This window comes from Raineyella sp. (genome assembly GCF_034933565.1).
Classification (GTDB): Bacteria; Actinomycetota; Actinomycetes; order Propionibacteriales; family Propionibacteriaceae; genus Raineyella.
In genome coordinates this window covers 84873-100217 of record NZ_JAYFNG010000013.1, presented here as the reverse complement: position 1 = coordinate 100217, position 15345 = coordinate 84873, and the positions used below count along the sequence as shown (strand labels likewise).

The window sequence follows — 15345 nt, the reverse complement described above, 5'->3', positions numbered from 1 at the left end:
CCCCCCCCCCCCCCCCCCCCCCCCCCCCACCGCCGGCTAGCGGAGGAAAATCTCCATGAAAAAGTCTCTGCGCCGTTGGGGGTGGCTGTTCACCGGACCGACGCTCGCCGCCTTCATGATCGGCTTCGTCATCCCCTTCGTCATGGGCGTCTACCTGTCCTTCACGAGGTTCACCACGGTCACCCGGGCCACCTGGGTCGGCCTCGACAACTTCCGTCGGGTCTTCGACGACAGCACCTTCCTGCATTCGCTGTGGTACACGTCCGCCTTCACGGTGGTCACCACGGTGATCGTCAACGTGGCCGCCTTCGCGGTCGCGTACATGCTGGTGAAGGGCTTCCGCGGCACCAACTTCTTCCGATCCGTCTTCTTCATGCCCAACCTCATCGGCGGCATCGTGCTCGGCTACATCTGGCTGCTGCTGCTCAACGGTGTGCTGGGCATGTGGGCCCGGTCGATCACCTTCTCCGAGGTGTACGGCTTCTGGGGCATGGTCGTCCTGCTGTGCTGGCAGCAGATCGGCTACATGATGGTGATCTACATCGCCGGCCTGCAGTCCATCCCCACCGATGTCCTCGAGGCGGCGCAGGTGGACGGCGCCAAGAACCGTACGATCCTGTGGCAGATCACCATCCCGCTGGTGATGCCCTCCATCACGGTGTGCACCTTCCTCACCCTCACCAACGGGTTCAAGATGTTCGACCAGAACCTGGCGCTCACCAACGGCGCACCCTCGCGGCTGTCGGAGTTGCTCGCCCTCAACATCTACAACACGTTCTACGGGCGGCCCGGATTCGAGGGCGTCGGCCAGGCCAAGGCCGTCATCTTCCTGCTCATCGTCGCCACCATCACCCTGCTGCAGAACTGGTACACACGCCGACGGGAGGCCAAGGCATGAACGACACACGTCGTCCGTGGATCTGGACCGGGTTCTTCGCCCTGCTGTCGCTGGCCTGGGTCTACCCCATCGTGCTGGTGCTGATCAACTCCTTCAAGGGGAAGGTCTTCATCTCCAGCAATCCGTTCGTCCTGCCGACCAAGGAGACGTTCGTCGGCTGGGAGAATTACGTACGCGGCGTCGAGGCGACCAACTTCTTCGCCTCGTTCGGCTGGTCGCTGGTCATCACCATCGGATCGGCGTCGCTGATCCTGCTGTGCACCTCGATGTGCGCCTGGTGGATCGTCCGGATGGACAACACCTTCGCCCGGGCGCTCTACTCCTCGTTCCTGTTCAACCTCGTCGTCCCCTTCCAGATGGTGATGTTCACGCTCTCGTGGTTCACCGACCTGCTGCACCTCGGTAACCCGTTCGGCCTGTGGCTGGTCTATCTGGGGTTCGGCGCCGGCCTGGCGGTCTTCATCTTCACCGGGTTCGTGAAGGCGATCCCGACCGAACTGGAAGAAGCCGCGGTGGTCGACGGATGCGGGCCGGTGCAGACCTTCTTCCGGGTGATCCTGCCGGTGATGAAGCCTGCGGTGATCACCGTCGGGATCCTCGAGGTGATGTGGCTGTGGAACGACTACCTGCTGCCCTACCTCACCCTCGACCTGAAGCGGTACAAGACCATCCCGATCGCCGTCCAGTATCTGAGGGGCGGATACGGTTCCGTGGACATGGGAGCCATGATGGGTGTGCTGGTACTGGCGATGATTCCGATCGTCGTGTTCTACCTGGCCGCGCAGCGCCACATCATCCGTGGCGTGGTCGCCGGAGCGGTCAAGGGCTGACCGACGGCCACACCGGGCGGAGGAGCGAGGAGGAGCGACGATGGCAGGCATCACCATCAAGGAGCTGGCTGAGCTCTGCGGCGTCGCCGTGAGCACCGTGTCGCGGGCGATGAACGACCGTTCGGATGTCAACCCGGACACCCGGACACGGATCCTCGCCGCGGCCGAGGAGTACGGCTACGTGCCGAACACCAGCGCTCGCAGCCTCAAGGTCTCCTCCACCCGGGCGATCGCGGTGATCATCCAGGGCGAGACCAGCCCGTTGCTGGTCCAGGTGCTCGGCCTGCTGGAGAGCACCCTCGGTGTGCAGGGCTATGACGTGATGCTCTCCCACGTCTCGGACCGGGCCGCCCATGCCGGCACGGTGGAGCGGATCGTCACCGAGCGCAAGTTCGGTGGGGTGATCCTGCTGGGCCGCTACGGCGACCAGGCCGACGGGAACGCCGCCGAGTTGAGCCGTGACCTGGCTCATATCGAGGTGCCCCTGGTCTTCTGCACCACGGCCGACTTCTCCGGCTCCCCGTCCCTGCACTCCTCGGTGTCGGTGGACGACTACTCCGGCAGCTACGAGCTCACTCGCCGCCTGCTCGCCCTGGGCCACCGCAGGATCGCCTTCGTCGGCGGCGGCAGCGTGGACAACCGCCAGCACCCGTGGGCGTTGCGCTACTCGGGCTACCGCAGCGCGTTGGAGGAGGCCGGGCTGGAGGTCGATCCGGCGCTGCAGATCGATTCGGTGGCGCCGCAGGCGCTGTACACCATGGCCAACGGCTACCGCTCGACCCAGGAGTGGCTCGCGGCCGGCGCGTTCGACGCCACCGCGATCATGGGCATGTGCGACGCGGTGGCGATCGGTGCCGGCCGGGCCCTGCACGAGGCGGGCATCCGGGTGCCCACCGACTGCTCGCTGACCGGCTTCGACGGCCTCGACATCGCCCAGTACGCCATCCCCAGCCTGACGACCGTACGCCAGCCGCTGGAGGAGATCGCCCGGGCCACGGCCCGGGTCCTGCTCAGTGCCATCGCCCAGCCCGGCCACGCCACCGAACAGCTGTGGATCCGCGGTGAACTCGTCGACGCGGAATCAACTGCTTCCCCCGGGATGTCGACCACGACCCCGGAGTCGACATCGACCACTCCCCCGGGGCCGTCATCCGCTCGCTCGCGGTCCTGAGCATCAGCGTCCGAGCGCCCGCGGCTGGGGCTTGGACAGGATGCGCACCGGGATGAGCTTGAGCACCGGGTTCTCCCAGGCCTCCCCTGCCGCGGCCTTGGCGCCGCCGACGATGGTGAGCAGGAACCAGGCGAGCGCCGAGATGCCTGCGATGATCCCCAGCGGGTTCCAGATCTCGGAGAGGATGCCGCCGGCGATCATCCCGCCGGTGCTGATCAGGGTGAAGTCGAAAGCGGCAGCGGCCTGCCGCTTGGCCTCCGAGCCGACCGGCGCCACCATGTAGCCGATCAGCGGGCCGAAGATCCAGGTGACCAGCGCCGAGAAATGGCTGAAGGCGGCGATCCCCCGTCCGGCGCCGTCGCGCACCTGCGGGCTCACCAACGGTGCGTACGCCGGATGCGTCCCCAATGCCTGTGAGGTGGACGTGGGCTGGACCAGCCCGTAGAAGGCGAGGTTGAGGTCCTTGCGGGTACGGGCCGCGAAGACCTGATCGAGCCGTTGGTCGAGCTCGACCTCGGTCAGTCGGCCGTCGGCGTAGGCACGTTGCAGCCAGTCGACCGCGCGGTCCCGCTGCTCGTCGGAGACGAGGAGGTTGAGGCTGGGGTGTTCGTACGCCGGGGTCATGTCTCCACGATGCCACCTCGGCCCAACGGCCCCCAATGGGGTGCAGCCCTGAAAAACTCCCTGACGAGGGGCTCAGGGACGCTGCCCGGGCCGCTCACCAAACGCCGTCCGGGCTGCTCACCGGCTGCCGCCCGGCCTGTTCACCGGACGCCAACGGACCGCTCACCAGGAGCCGCCACCACCGCCACCGCCGCCACCACCGACGAATCCGCCACCGCCACCGAAGGCGGATCCGCCGCTGCCGAAGCCGGTGTCCCCGCTGGAGACCGGGGGCAGCGGGGCGACGGTCGAGGCGACCGCGTCGGAGAATCCGATCCAGGAGAAGTTCGGCAGATAGAACTGGCCCACGTACCAGACCGGATGGACCTCGGGCAGCCGGCCGGCGGCCACCATGTCCTGACAGATCCGGGCCCAGCGGTAGGCGAGGTCGAAGCTGATCGCCCACGGCAAGTAGCGCGAGAAGATGTCCTCGCCCTCCTCGAACCGGATCTGGTCGGCCTCGGCCGTCGCCAGGTACTCCCGGAACCCCTCGACCTGGTCGGTGACCGCCCGGCCCTGCGGGGTCCGTTGCCCGCGGCGCAGCCGGTTGCGGACCACCATCGCCGCGATCACCACCGGCAGCACCGGCAGCAGGAAGAGCAGCCGGCCCACACCGCCGGCCGAGCCGACGAACGCACCGACCACGGCGAGGATCAGCCAGCCCCGGCCGAAGCCGCTGACGTGTACCCCGCCACCGCGGACCCCCGGCAGGTGGGCGAACCAGCCCCGACCGGCCACCTCGCGGCGGACGTCGGCGACCATCCGGTCGTGGGCGGCGGTCATCCCGCCGGGTGCTCCGAGGTCCACTGTGGCCCCCGGGCCCTGGCCGCCGAACAGCGACTGCAGCAGCACCGTCTCGTGCGGTGCGCCGGCCCGACGCGGGTCCACCAGGGTGATCCGGTAGCCGAGACGGTCGTCGCCGGACACTGTCAGGGCCCCACGGACGGCGAGGTCGATCAGGGTGGCGGCGGTCTCCCGGGTCTCGAGCCTGCCGTCGAGCAGGTAGCCCGCCTCGGCCACGGTGATGGCCGGCGGGGCGAACGCCACCGGCACCTTCAGATCCCGCGGGGAGGCCCCGATCCGGCCCTCCACGCCGGACGGGGGCAGCACCCCCGGGGGCAGGTCGAGGAAGCGCAGGTCGCGGCGGGAACGTACGACCCGGGCGCCGACCAGGGCGGAAAGAGCCGTCACGAGCACCGTGGCCCCGCCGACCGTCGCCGCCACGCGCCGCTGCTGGACGGTGGCGCTGGGCACCAGGTGCGGCTTGTTGTCGCTGACCAGTCCGGAACGGATCTGTGCCGAGACGGTCATCCCCTGGCCGGGGGCGAGGGTGTGCTGACCGGCGTGCACCACCCCGGAGTCGAGGCTCAGGCTGTCGCAGGGGGTGTTGCTCTGCGAGCCGCCGGCGTAGCAGGCCCTGTCGGTGGCGCCGCCGGGCACGGTGATGCTCACCGTGACGTCGTTGAGCGTGGTGTTCGTCCAGCCGGTGCCCACGGCGTCCCAGTAGAACTCGTCGTAGCCCTGCTGGCTGCGCATCCCACCGGTGATGGTGTAGCTCAGCTGGTACGTCGCGGTGGCGGAGGTGACCGCCTGGTTCGGGTCACCGACCCGGATCAGCAGATCCTCGCGGCGAGGGTCCGACGGCGAGCTCACGGTGGAGGTGCTGAACTGCGCCGGCGCGTCCGGACTGCTGACCCGGATGTCGCTGTAGGTGTAGGCGATGTCGTGGGCGGTGTCGTTCTTCTCGGGCTCACGGGTGACGAGCTGGCGCTGGATGCCGTGGCGCCCCGAGGAGCTGCCGAAGCGGTAGACCAGGCGCTCGGTGACCGCCACCGTCCCGTTGTCGTGGACCACGTAGTCGAGGGCGTACGAATCGATGCTGTCGCCGGCGGCTGCGCGGGCGGGCGTGCCGAGGAGGAATGGGGCGACGACGACCAGGACGGCGATCACGGCCGCCAGAGCGGACAGCAGACGGCCACGGCGTGGGACCGACAGCCGGCGGCCGCAGCGTCGGTCGATCGTGGGGGCGATCATCGCCGACGCCCCTTCTGGCGGGCCGCGAGGGCGCGGTCGGTCTCGCGGCGGGCGTCGCGCTCGGCCAGCGCCTGGCGCTTGTCGTACTCCCGCTTGCCGGTGGCGACGCCGATCTCCACCTTGGCGTAGCCGTCCTTGAAGTAGATCTTCAGCGGGACCAGGGTGGTGCCCGCCGCGCCGAGGTCACGCTCCAGACGGCCGATCTCCTTGCGGTTGAGCAACAGCTTGCGGGTGCGCCGGGCGGAGTGGTTGGTCCACGTCCCATGGCTGTACTCGGGGATCATCGCCTGACGCAGCCAGACCTCGCCGTCGTCGACGGTCGCGAAGGAGTCGACCAACGAGGCGTGCCCCTCGCGCAGCGACTTGACCTCGGTGCCCTGCAGGACGATCCCGGCCTCGTACGTCTCGTGGATCGTGTAGTCGTGGCGCGCCTTCTTGTTCTGCGCCACAAGTTTCGTCCCCGTCTCCTTCACCATGGGCCCATCATCCCAGAAGCGACAAGCGGTGCCCCGCATGGACGGGGCACCGCCGGTCGTGCCGTGCTGTATCTGGGAGGTCCCGGAGGACCCTCGTCAGGGGAGGAGGGGGTCAGAGGGCCGTCGCCGGGTTCACCATCGTGCCGTTGCGCCACACCATGAAGTGCAGGTGGCAGCCGGTGGCGTACCCGGTGCTGCCGACATAGCCGATCACCTGGCCCTGGTTGACCCACTGACCGACCGAGACGGCGTAGCTGGACAGGTGGTTGTACGACGTGACGGTGCGGGTCCCGTTGAGCGAGCCGTGGTCCAGGAAGAGCCGGTTGCCGTAGCCGGCGTTGTAGTACCGCTGGGTCACCCGACCGGAAGCGGCGGCGCGGATCGGGGTGCCGCAGCCGGCGCCGAAGTCGGTGCCGTCGTGCAGCTTGTAGACCCCGGTGATGGGGTGCACCCGCATGCCGTACGACGAGGTGATCGGGGCACCGGGGATCGGCGAGGCGAGGCCGGCGGACGACACCTTGTTGCTCGAGGTGGCGCCCGACGAGCCGGTCTTGCTGCCGGCGCTCGCGTTGCTGCCCGAGCCACCGCTGCCGGTGGAGGCGGCGGCCCGGGCGGCAGCGGCTTCGCGGGCCTTGCGATCGGCCTCGGCCTGGGCCGCGGCGGCCTTGCGGGCCGCTTCGTCCCGGGCGGCGATATCGGCATTGACCTTGTCGCGCTCCGAGGAGAGTCCCTGGTAGGCCTGGGTGTCCTTCGCGACCTCGGTCTGGGCCGCGGTCTGGGCGGACTGGTTCGCCGCCACTGCGGCGGCCAGCTTCGCCTGCTGGTCGCTCTGGGCGGCCTGGAGAGTGTTCAGCGAGACCACCACCTGGGCGGCGGCGGCCCGGTCGGCGGCGACCTTGGCGGTGGCGGCGGCCTGGGTGGCCTTCGCCTGCTCCAGCCGGGCCTGCAGCTCGTTCAGCCGGTCCAGCTGGGCGGCGTTGGTCTCCATCATCGTGGTGGACAGCTGGATCCGGGTCTGCAGTCCGCTCGCGGAGCCCTGCTGGACCAGGATGGCCACGCCCATCAGATTGTGCTGCTGCTGGACCTGCTGGCGGGCGATCTCGCCGGATCGTCGAGCGCTGCGCGGCGATGGCCTGCTGGCCGGCCTCGACCGCGGCGGTCGCATCGTCCAGCGCCGCCTGGGACTTCCGGAGCTCCTCGGCCAGCCGGGCGTCCTCCGCCTTGGCGGCGGTCACCTTGTCCTGGGTGGCCCGCAGTGCGGCCTGGGCCGAGGCGAGGTCGGTCTGCGACGACTTCAGGGTGGCCAGGGCGTCCTCGAGGGCCTTGCTGGACTCCCCCAGGGCGTCGTTCGCGTCAGCCAGCTGACCGGTCAGCTGTTGTTTGCGGTCGTCGAGCTGATCGGCGGAGGCCGGGATCGCGCACCCCAGTCCCAGGGCGACGACCATGCCGGCGGACGCGAAACGGAGGCCCCATCCCCGGGCATGTGAAGGCGTGGTCACTGTCAGTCCCCTGTCCTCGGCGCGCGGCGCCCCATCACACGCGCAGATACTTGGTGGTTGCCATCAATGTCGGAATAATAGAGAGCAGAATCGCCACAATGGCAAGCCCCGAGACCGCGATCACCGTTTCCTGCCAGCCGATCCAGGGCAAAGTCTGTATCGAGACTTCAGCTTTTCGGATGATCAGGGAATAGACGCCGGTGACGAGTGTCACTCCCGCCAGGAGTGCTCCTGCGATGCCGGCGATGAGCGTCTCCAGCACGAACGGCAGCGTGATGTAGGAGTTCGACGCACCGACCAGGCGCATGATGCCGATCTCCCGGCGGCGGGCGAAAACAGCGAGTCTGATGGTGTTGCTGATCTGCAGTCCGGCGGCCAGCAGCAGCAGCGCACTGGTGCCCAGTGCCAGCCATTGAGCGGTCCGCAACCATTGGAACAACGGATCGAATATCTCCCGCAGATCCTGCACATTCTGGACGCCGGGCATCGCGGAGACCGCTGTCACCACCGTACGGTACTGCTCGGGATCGACCAGTTTGACGCGGAAGGATTCCTGCATCTGATCGACGGTGAGGGAGTCCTTGAGCGGGCTGTTGCGATAACTGGCGATGAAGTCGTCGTACGCCTGCTGCTTGGTTTCGTGGAAGACCTCCTTGACCTCCGGGTCGGAGCGGAGCGTCTGCTCGATCGTGGCCACCTGCGCGGGGGTGACGTCCTGGCCGGATGTGCAGTTGCTGCCGCTGGTGTCCTTGGTGCAGAGGAAGATCGAGATCTCGACCTTGTCGTACCAACGGCCCTTCATCAGCTGGATCTGCTGGGCGGCGAGCAGACTGCCACCGAACAGGGTCAACGACACCCACATGGTGACGATGATCGCGACCATCATCGAGGCGTTGTGGCGGACACCGGAGAAGGTCTCGGACAGGGTGTGGCGGAATCGCATGCTGGTCCTCCTCAGGCCTGGTACCCGTAGGTGCCCTTGCCCTGGTCGCGGACCAGGTCGCCGTCATCGAGCTCGATCACACGTTTGCGCATCTGGTCGACGATGGTCGAGTCGTGGGTGGCCATCACGACAGTGGCGCCGAGCCGGTTGATCCGGTCGAGGACCTTCATGATGCCGACGCTGGTAGTGGGGTCGAGGTTGCCGGTCGGCTCGTCGGCGATCAGGATCTTCGGCTTGTTCACCACCGCGCGGGCGATGGCGACCCGCTGCTGCTCGCCGCCGGACAGCTCGTCAGTCAGCCGCTCCCCCTTGTCGGCGAGGCCGACCATCTCCAGTGCCTCCGGCACCAGGGTGCGGATGTCGCGCCGGGAATAGCCGGTCACCTGCAGGGCGAAGGCGACGTTCTCCTGGACCGTCTTGCCCGGCAGCAGCCGGAAGTCCTGGAAGACCGTGCCGATCCGGCGGCGCAGCTTCGGCACCCGCCAGGAGGGCAGGGCGGAGGTGTCCCGCCCATCGACGTAGACCGCACCGCGGGTCGGTCGCAGCTCGCGCAGGACCAATCGGACGAAGGTCGATTTCCCGGAGCCGGACCGGCCGACCAGGAAGACGAACTCGCCCGCGTCGATGTCGAGGGTGATGTTCCTCAGGGCCGCGCGCGCCTGACCCGGGTACTTCTTGCTGACGTTGTCAAAACGAATCATGGGAGGCGGGCCGGGCTGGGAGACAGGGGGAAGGGTGGCCCGCGGCCGAGCCTAACCCCGCATGACGCGCCTCCCCCGCAACCGTCCACGCCCGGCGCGTCACGCCCGCGCCCCCACCGGTCGGCCGACCCGGCTGGCGATTGCCCGGACGCTCACCTGCTCAGGTGATGACTTCCCCGGGTGGACAGCTTCCCAGGTGGACACCACTCGGGCGATCGGCAGCTCGGGCGATCGGTCGCCCGTGGTTCCGCGGCTCAGGCGGTCAGCTGCTCCTGCTGCTTGCGCCAGCGGATCCCGGCGTCGATGAAGCCGTCGATGTCGCCGTCGAACACGGCATCGGGGTTGCCCACCTCGTGGTCGGTCCGCAGGTCCTTGACCATCTGGTAGGGGTGCAGGACGTACGAGCGCATCTGCGAGCCCCAGGAATTGCCGCCGTCGCCCTTCAGGGCGTTCATCTCGGCCTCGCGGTCCTTGCGGGCCTTCTCCAGCAGGCGGGCCTGCAGCACGCGCAGGGCGGCCGCCTTGTTCTGGATCTGCGACTTCTCGTTCTGGCAGGAGACCACCAGGCCGGTCGGCAGGTGGGTGATCCGGACGGCGGAGTCGGTGGTGTTGACCGACTGTCCGCCGGGGCCGGAGGAACGGAAGACGTCGACCCGGATGTCCTGCTCGGGGATGTCGATGTGGTCGGTCTCCTCCACCACCGGCAGCACCTCGACCCCGGCGAAGGACGTCTGCCGACGACCCTGGTTGTCGAACGGTGAGATGCGCACCAGCCGGTGGGTGCCCTGCTCGACCGAGAGGGTGCCGTACGCGTACGGGGCGCGGACCTGGAAGGTGGCGGACTTGATCCCCGCCTCCTCGGCGTAGGAGATGTCGTAGACCTCGGTCGGGTAGCCGTGCCGCTCGCACCAGCGCAGATACATCCGCATCAGCATCTCGGCGAAGTCCGCGGCGTCGACACCACCGGCCTCGGAGCGGATCGTCACGACGGCGTCGCGCTCGTCGTACTCACCGGACAGCAGCGTGCGCACCTCGAGCGCGTCGAGGGTCTCGCGCAGCGCCCCGGCCTCCTTGTGCGCGTCCTCGAGCACCGAGTCGTCGTTCTCCTCGACGGCCAGCTCGACCATCACCTGGAGGTCCTCGAGTCGCTGGCGCAGGTCGGTGAGCCGCTTCACCTCGGCCTGGAGTGCCGACAGGCGAGACGTCACCCGCTGCGCGTTGTCCTGGTCGTCCCACAGGTCGGGGGCCGACACCTGCTCCTCCAGCTGGGTGATCTCGACCTGCATGGCCGCCGGATCGGACACCGCTTCGATCTGCCCGAGGGCGTGCTCGAGGTCGGCGATGGTCTCGTTGATGTCTTCGGCTGCCACGAAGGTGAAGTGTATAACGGCGGCACGTCCGGCGCCCCCGGCGAGCCGCGTACATGAGAAGCTGACCCCATGACGACTCACATCGTGACCATGGGGGGCGGGGGCTTCTCCACGTCGCCCACTGGTGCAGCAACGAAGCTGGACAAGTACGTGGTGGACCTGGCGGGCAAGCCGAACCCGGTGGTCGGCTTCCTCCCCACCGCATCGGCCGACGACCCCCGCTACATCAACCGATTCCTGACCGCCTACGGCGCCCTCGGCATCCGGCCCCTGGTGGCCACGTTGTGGCACGACGCGGCCCGCTCGGTGGCGCGCCTCGACGAGGCCGACGTCATCGTGGTGGGCGGTGGCCTGACGGTGAACCTGATCGCGCTCTGGGACGCGCACGGGGTGTCCACCCGGCTGCGGCGGATCATCGAGTCGGGTCGCGACGTCGTCATCGCCGGCTACGCCGCCGGTGGTGGAGCCTTCTTCGAGGGCTGCACCACGGATTCCTTCGGCCCGATCATGGCCTGGAAGGGCGGACTCGGCGTGCTGCCCGGCTCGTTCTGCTCGCACTACCACTCCGAGGACGAGCGGGCGCCGATCTTCGCCGAGGCGATCGGTGAGGGGTCGCTGCCCAGCGGCTACGGCGTCGACGACGGTGCGGCGATCCACTGGGTCGACGGCAAGCCGAAGGCGTTCCTCGCCGAGGACACCGAGGCCAAGGTCTACCGCGTGGAGGGCACCGAGGAGCCCACCTCCTCCGGCGTCTACATCAACGCCGAGCGGATGCGCGTGCTCTGACCTGATCTCCCCGACGCGATCCGGCCGGTGGTCGGAAGGCACAGATGCCTCCCGACCACCGGCCGTTGCATCCCCGATGCTTCAGGATCTCGATCCCGAGCGGCATCGATCCTGAGGAGCGTCGGTGCTGCCGGGGTATCGATGTCCCTGCGGACTCAGGGCCTGATCACCATCTTGTTGAAGCCGTCCTCACGGGCGGCGAACGCCTTCGCCGCGGTCGGGACCTCGTCGAGTGTGACCCGGTGCGAGACCACCGAGCGCGGGGCGATCACGCCGGTGGTGATCAGCCGGCCGGCCTCCCACATCGCGGTGGCGGCATTGGCGAAGCCGTTGAGCCGCAGCTGGAGGTTCTTGAAGTAGAGATCGAACAGGGAGACGCCGAAATCCTGCTCGAGGTGCACGCCGCCCCCGCAGATCACACCCCCGGGACGGGTGATGGCAACGGCCTGGTTGAAGGCGGCGCCTCGGCCGGCGAACTCGATCACCTTGTCGACACCACGTCCCTCGGTGGCCTCCGCCACGATCGCGGCCACGTCGTCGTGTTCCACGTCGACCGGCTGCGCACCGAGCCGCCGCGCGGTGGCCAGGCGATCGGGGACCCGGTCCAGGGCGAGGATCGTACGACCGGTCCGGCTGCGGGCCAGCTGTAACGCCAGTTGGCCGGTCGGGCCGGCCCCGATCACCGCGACGGTGTCGGTCGGCCTGATGTCGGCCGAATCGACGGCGATCATCGCCCCGGGCAGGTTGCAGGACAGGAACAGCGCCGACTCGTCGTCGATCCCCTCCGGCACGTGCTCGAGGTGGCCGTCAGCCAGCGGCACGCGGACGTACTCGGCATGGCTGCCACCGAGATCACCGAAGGCGACACCGAAGCCGTAGATCGCCTTCCCCGAGGTCTCGCAGTGCGCCGTCTGGCCCATCCGGCAGGTTGCGCACCGGCCACAACTGACCGAGTACGGGAAGGTGACCCGGTCCCCGACGCGGAACCTCCCGACGTTCGACCCCACCTCCACGACCTCGGCGCAGATCTCGTGTCCCAGCGTGGTGCGGCCGGGGGCCACCATGTGGTCGACCTCACCGTTGAACAGGTAGAGGTCCGACCCGCACATCGAGGTGGTGATCGTCCTGACGATCACGTCGTTCGGGTCACAGATGGTCGGATCGGCCACGTCCTCCACCCGGACGTCCCCGGCCCCGTGGTACACAACTGCCCGCATCTGCTGCTCCTCATCCTTCGGTGTCACTGCTTCGGGTTCTCACTGCTTCGAGTCGTCATGTCTCGGCTCGTCATGTCTCGGCTCGTCATGCCTTGAGTCGTCACAGCATCCATGGCCACCCGGGCACAGCACCATGCCCCGTCAGGGCGAAATTGACCGACCGGCTGACCCCGCGAAGGCCAGTGACCTACCGTGGCGAGGTGTGATTTTCGTCACGACATCGATGAGCGACGCCGCCGGCCCCCGGGACAACCCTCCGGGTCCGGACGCCGTCCGGTCCCGAGAGGAGTGCCATGGCCGACCGAGAGCTGGGGCGTACGGGCCCCGACATCGTCCCGGGTGACCACGTCTGCGGTTTCTACTACGGCGAGCAGGAGCGGGATGCCCTGCTGCAGTCCTACCTGCGAACCGGACTCGGTGGGGGTGACAAATGCCTGGCCGTGCTGGATGCGACCTCACCGGCACAGGTCGCGACCCTGATCGGCGACGATGTCGATGTCGAGGCCTGCCTGCGCTCACGGCAGCTGGAGATCTGGGGGTGCGCCGACACGTACCTACGGACCGGAGAGTTCTCAGCGGCGTCGATGATCGACTTCTGGGAGCAGTCCTGCCGCACCATCACCGACGCCGGCACGTACGGCTCCACCAGGCTGGTCGGGGAGATGTCCTGGCTGGATCGGGTCGCGCCACCCCGCGAGGCGGTGGTGGCGTACGAGACGTGGGCCGATGGGTTCGCGGCGCAGCACTCCCATTCGATCCTGTGCCTCTACGACCTGAGCAGGGTCGGTGTCGGCCTGATGGTGGATCTGCTCAGGACCCATCCGCGGATCGCCCTCAACGGGATGGTGATGGAGAACCCCCATTTCCTCACCGGGGACGAGTTCGCCGCCCGGGAGGTGACCACGAAGACGTCGGATGCCCGAAGACCGGATCCGGAGCTCCGGGACCAGCTCTCGGAGCTGCGCGGACTGCTGGCCCTGTCCATGGTGATGACCGCACGACAGCGCGAGGACGAGATCGTCTCCCTCGCGATGACTGCGGCTCCGCTGCTGGGCCGGTGCCGACTCGAGGGTGTGTACGTCGATGAGGACAGCGGTCCCCCGGGCCACGGCCTGCCGGTCGGGATCCGCCGGCAGCTGCCCGGCGGTGACCGCGGAGCGCCCCTCTCGCCCGTCCCGCCGCCCCGCACCGCGGGGACGATGGCCTTGCCACTGCACGGGGCCGAGGGCGTGATCGGCCACATGGTGATCACCGCGGACGAGGAGCCGTCGGCGGCCGAGCTGCTGATGGCCCGGACGCTGGCCCAGCAGACCGGTGCGGCGCTGGCGAATGCCCGCCTGCACCGGCGACGGCAGGCGGCGACCGATGACCTGCGTGCCACCGTCGCACAGCTCGCCCGTACCGTGGGTGAGCTGGAGCACCGCAACGCCATCCACGACCGGTTCACCCGGGTCGCGACCGGAGACGAAGGCCAGCAGGGGATCGTCGAGGCGCTGTCCGACCTGACCGGACTCGCCGCCGCCGTCGAGGATCGCCACGGCAACCTCGTCGCCTGGGCCGGCGGCGAGCAGCCGCCTTCCGATGCCCTGACCTCGGCCGCCGAGCGGGCCGACCTCTTCGGCCGGGCCCCGACGAAGGCCCGTCCCATCCGCGTCGACGGCCGACTTCTCGCGGTGGCCCGTCCGCGCGCCGATGTGCTCGGCGTCCTGGTGCTGCTCGATCCCGACCGTACGGCGGGCGAGCCGGAGATCATGGCGTTGGAACACGGCGCCACCGTCCTGGCGATGGAACTGGCCCGGCAGCGCTCGGTGGCCGACACTGAGCTGCGGCTGGGCAGGGACGTCGTGGCCGACCTGGTCGGTGGCGACCCCGAGGCCGGGTCGGCGCGGGCGCGAGCCCTGGGCTATGACCTCGACCGCCCTCACCGCGTGGTGATCATCGAGCAGCCGGGCCCCTCCGATGCCGATGAGCTGCTGACGGCGGTCCGCGAGGCCGCCCGCAGCCTCGGTGCCTCCCTGACGCCCGGCGCTTCCCTGATGTACCTGCCCCGAGCGGGGACCGTTGTGCTGTTGGTCGCCGGCTCCGTCCGCGGTGGTGGCGACCGTTGGTCCGACTTCCGAGCGGCGGTGCAGCGCGAGCTCGGCTCCCGGTGCCTGATCGGTGTCGGCTCGGTGTGCCGGCGCCCGGCGGATTTCGCCCGCTCCCACCACCAGGCTGAGCTGTGCACGCGGATGGTGAGGACCACCGGCGGTTCTGACGGCATCGCCGTCTACGAGGATCTCGGCATCTACCAACTGCTGTCGGAGGTCACCGACGCCGACGCGGTGCCGCGGTTCATCCGACAATGGCTCGGCGCACTCCTCGACTACGACACCCATCACCGTGCCTCGCTGGTGCTGACCCTGAGCCAGTTCCTGGAGACCGGGGGCAGCTACGATTCGGCCGCCACCGCCATGTCCATCGGCCGCAGCACACTGCGGTACCGACTGCAGCGCATCCGACAGGTGTCCGGGCATGACCTGGCCGATCCCGACACCCGCTTCAATCTGCAGCTGGCCACCCGGGCCTGGCAGACGCTACGGCTGAACGCCGCCGGGCCACGGCAGACAGCTACGAAGACCGTGTCGCCCTAGCTCGGTCGCCCCGGGCAGGCCGAGGCCGTCCAGGAAAGTGGCCACGTCAGCGAGTTCCGCTGCGGCGGTTGGATGTCCCAACCCGGGGACGGCCAGTCGCGCTGTTCACATATTCGCGTCCTGG

At 68.9% G+C, this 15345-nt stretch carries 14 protein-coding genes; 6 read left to right on the top strand and 8 right to left on the bottom strand.

Annotated elements, in window-relative coordinates; genetic code table 11:
- Nucleotides 1-55 precede the first annotated feature (55 nt).
- The 3 genes from VB059_RS04905 to VB059_RS04895 are packed head-to-tail and all read left to right on the top strand — an operon-like array spanning nt 56 to nt 2899.
- Nucleotides 56-898 carry a sugar ABC transporter permease gene (locus tag VB059_RS04905; RefSeq protein WP_323420903.1) on the top strand — a complete coding sequence of 281 codons (843 nt, stop codon included), beginning with the start codon at nt 56-58 and terminating at the stop codon, nt 896-898.
- On the top strand, nt 895-1728 hold the full coding sequence (locus VB059_RS04900) for a carbohydrate ABC transporter permease (protein ID WP_323420902.1): 834 nt from the start codon (nt 895-897) through the stop codon (nt 1726-1728). The genes VB059_RS04905 and VB059_RS04900 overlap by 4 nt, the downstream gene beginning before the upstream one ends.
- A 40-nt stretch (nt 1729-1768) precedes the next feature.
- A complete protein-coding gene (locus tag VB059_RS04895) occupies nt 1769-2899 on the top strand; it encodes a LacI family DNA-binding transcriptional regulator (RefSeq protein WP_323420901.1) in 1131 nt (376 codons plus the stop codon).
- A 3-nt stretch (nt 2900-2902) separates the two neighbouring features.
- Here the strand turns inward: VB059_RS04895 and VB059_RS04890 are convergent, their stop codons facing one another.
- The 4 genes from VB059_RS04890 to VB059_RS04875 all read right to left on the bottom strand — a co-directional run bounded on the left by VB059_RS04890 (nt 2903) and on the right by VB059_RS04875 (nt 7129).
- Nucleotides 2903-3523, bottom strand: a complete 621-nt coding sequence (locus tag VB059_RS04890) for a DUF1707 domain-containing protein (RefSeq protein ID WP_323420900.1) — start codon at nt 3521-3523, stop codon at nt 2903-2905.
- Nucleotides 3524-3685: 162 nt separating this feature from the next.
- Nucleotides 3686-5596, bottom strand: coding sequence for a DUF2207 domain-containing protein (locus VB059_RS04885; RefSeq protein WP_323420899.1), 1911 nt, complete (start codon nt 5594-5596; stop codon nt 3686-3688).
- On the bottom strand, nt 5593-6072 hold the full coding sequence (gene smpB / locus VB059_RS04880) for an SsrA-binding protein SmpB (protein WP_323420898.1): 480 nt from the start codon (nt 6070-6072) through the stop codon (nt 5593-5595). Before smpB ends, VB059_RS04885 begins: the two co-directional genes overlap by 4 nt.
- Before the next feature lie 112 nt (nt 6073-6184).
- Nucleotides 6185-7129 carry a M23 family metallopeptidase gene (locus VB059_RS04875; protein ID WP_323420897.1) on the bottom strand — a complete coding sequence of 315 codons (945 nt, stop codon included), beginning with the start codon at nt 7127-7129 and terminating at the stop codon, nt 6185-6187.
- On the opposite strand from VB059_RS04875, the gene VB059_RS04870 reads away from it, so the two are divergent.
- On the top strand, nt 7122-7559 hold the full coding sequence (locus tag VB059_RS04870) for a hypothetical protein (protein ID WP_323420896.1): 438 nt from the start codon (nt 7122-7124) through the stop codon (nt 7557-7559). The two genes, VB059_RS04875 and VB059_RS04870, sit on opposite strands and share 8 nt — an antisense overlap.
- A 46-nt stretch (nt 7560-7605) precedes the next feature.
- Here the strand turns inward: VB059_RS04870 and ftsX are convergent, their stop codons facing one another.
- From ftsX to prfB, 3 genes are all read right to left on the bottom strand, one after another.
- On the bottom strand, nt 7606-8514 hold the full coding sequence (ftsX, locus tag VB059_RS04865) for a permease-like cell division protein FtsX (RefSeq protein WP_323420895.1): 909 nt from the start codon (nt 8512-8514) through the stop codon (nt 7606-7608).
- A gap of 11 nt (nt 8515-8525) precedes the next feature.
- A complete protein-coding gene (gene ftsE, locus VB059_RS04860) occupies nt 8526-9215 on the bottom strand; it encodes a cell division ATP-binding protein FtsE (protein ID WP_323420894.1) in 690 nt (229 codons plus the stop codon).
- A gap of 254 nt (nt 9216-9469) precedes the next feature.
- Nucleotides 9470-10585, bottom strand: a complete 1116-nt coding sequence (prfB, locus tag VB059_RS04855; RefSeq protein ID WP_323420893.1) for a peptide chain release factor 2 — start codon at nt 10583-10585, stop codon at nt 9470-9472.
- A 69-nt stretch (nt 10586-10654) separates the two neighbouring features.
- On the opposite strand from prfB, the gene VB059_RS04850 reads away from it, so the two are divergent.
- Nucleotides 10655-11371, top strand: a complete 717-nt coding sequence (locus VB059_RS04850) for a Type 1 glutamine amidotransferase-like domain-containing protein (RefSeq protein ID WP_323420892.1) — start codon at nt 10655-10657, stop codon at nt 11369-11371.
- A gap of 155 nt (nt 11372-11526) precedes the next feature.
- Here VB059_RS04850 and VB059_RS04845 read toward each other — a convergent pair whose 3' ends face one another.
- Entirely contained in the window at nt 11527-12588 is a 1062-nt protein-coding gene (locus tag VB059_RS04845; RefSeq protein ID WP_323420891.1) for an alcohol dehydrogenase catalytic domain-containing protein, read from the bottom strand.
- Nucleotides 12589-12881: 293 nt separating this feature from the next.
- Between VB059_RS04845 and VB059_RS04840 the strand changes: the two genes are divergently transcribed.
- Nucleotides 12882-15221 carry an MEDS domain-containing protein gene (locus VB059_RS04840; RefSeq protein WP_323420890.1) on the top strand — a complete coding sequence of 780 codons (2340 nt, stop codon included), beginning with the start codon at nt 12882-12884 and terminating at the stop codon, nt 15219-15221.
- Nucleotides 15222-15345 lie beyond the last annotated feature (124 nt).

What these genes read in the sequence shown, in the direction of transcription:
- VB059_RS04905 (WP_323420903.1), top strand. Translation starts at nt 56, where the DNA reads ATGAAAAAGTCTCTGCGCCGTTGGGGGTGGCTGTTCACCGGACCGACG.
- VB059_RS04900 (WP_323420902.1), top strand. Translation starts at nt 895, where the DNA reads ATGAACGACACACGTCGTCCGTGGATCTGGACCGGGTTCTTCGCCCTG.
- VB059_RS04895 (WP_323420901.1), top strand. Translation starts at nt 1,769, where the DNA reads ATGGCAGGCATCACCATCAAGGAGCTGGCTGAGCTCTGCGGCGTCGCC.
- VB059_RS04890 (WP_323420900.1), bottom strand. Translation starts at nt 3,523, where the DNA reads ATGACCCCGGCGTACGAACACCCCAGCCTCAACCTCCTCGTCTCCGAC.
- VB059_RS04885 (WP_323420899.1), bottom strand. Translation starts at nt 5,596, where the DNA reads ATGATCGCCCCCACGATCGACCGACGCTGCGGCCGCCGGCTGTCGGTC.
- smpB (WP_323420898.1), bottom strand. Translation starts at nt 6,072, where the DNA reads ATGGTGAAGGAGACGGGGACGAAACTTGTGGCGCAGAACAAGAAGGCG.
- VB059_RS04870 (WP_323420896.1), top strand. Translation starts at nt 7,122, where the DNA reads ATGGCCACGCCCATCAGATTGTGCTGCTGCTGGACCTGCTGGCGGGCG.
- ftsX (WP_323420895.1), bottom strand. Translation starts at nt 8,514, where the DNA reads ATGCGATTCCGCCACACCCTGTCCGAGACCTTCTCCGGTGTCCGCCAC.
- ftsE (WP_323420894.1), bottom strand. Translation starts at nt 9,215, where the DNA reads ATGATTCGTTTTGACAACGTCAGCAAGAAGTACCCGGGTCAGGCGCGC.
- VB059_RS04850 (WP_323420892.1), top strand. Translation starts at nt 10,655, where the DNA reads ATGACGACTCACATCGTGACCATGGGGGGCGGGGGCTTCTCCACGTCG.
- VB059_RS04845 (WP_323420891.1), bottom strand. Translation starts at nt 12,588, where the DNA reads ATGCGGGCAGTTGTGTACCACGGGGCCGGGGACGTCCGGGTGGAGGAC.
- VB059_RS04840 (WP_323420890.1), top strand. Translation starts at nt 12,882, where the DNA reads ATGGCCGACCGAGAGCTGGGGCGTACGGGCCCCGACATCGTCCCGGGT.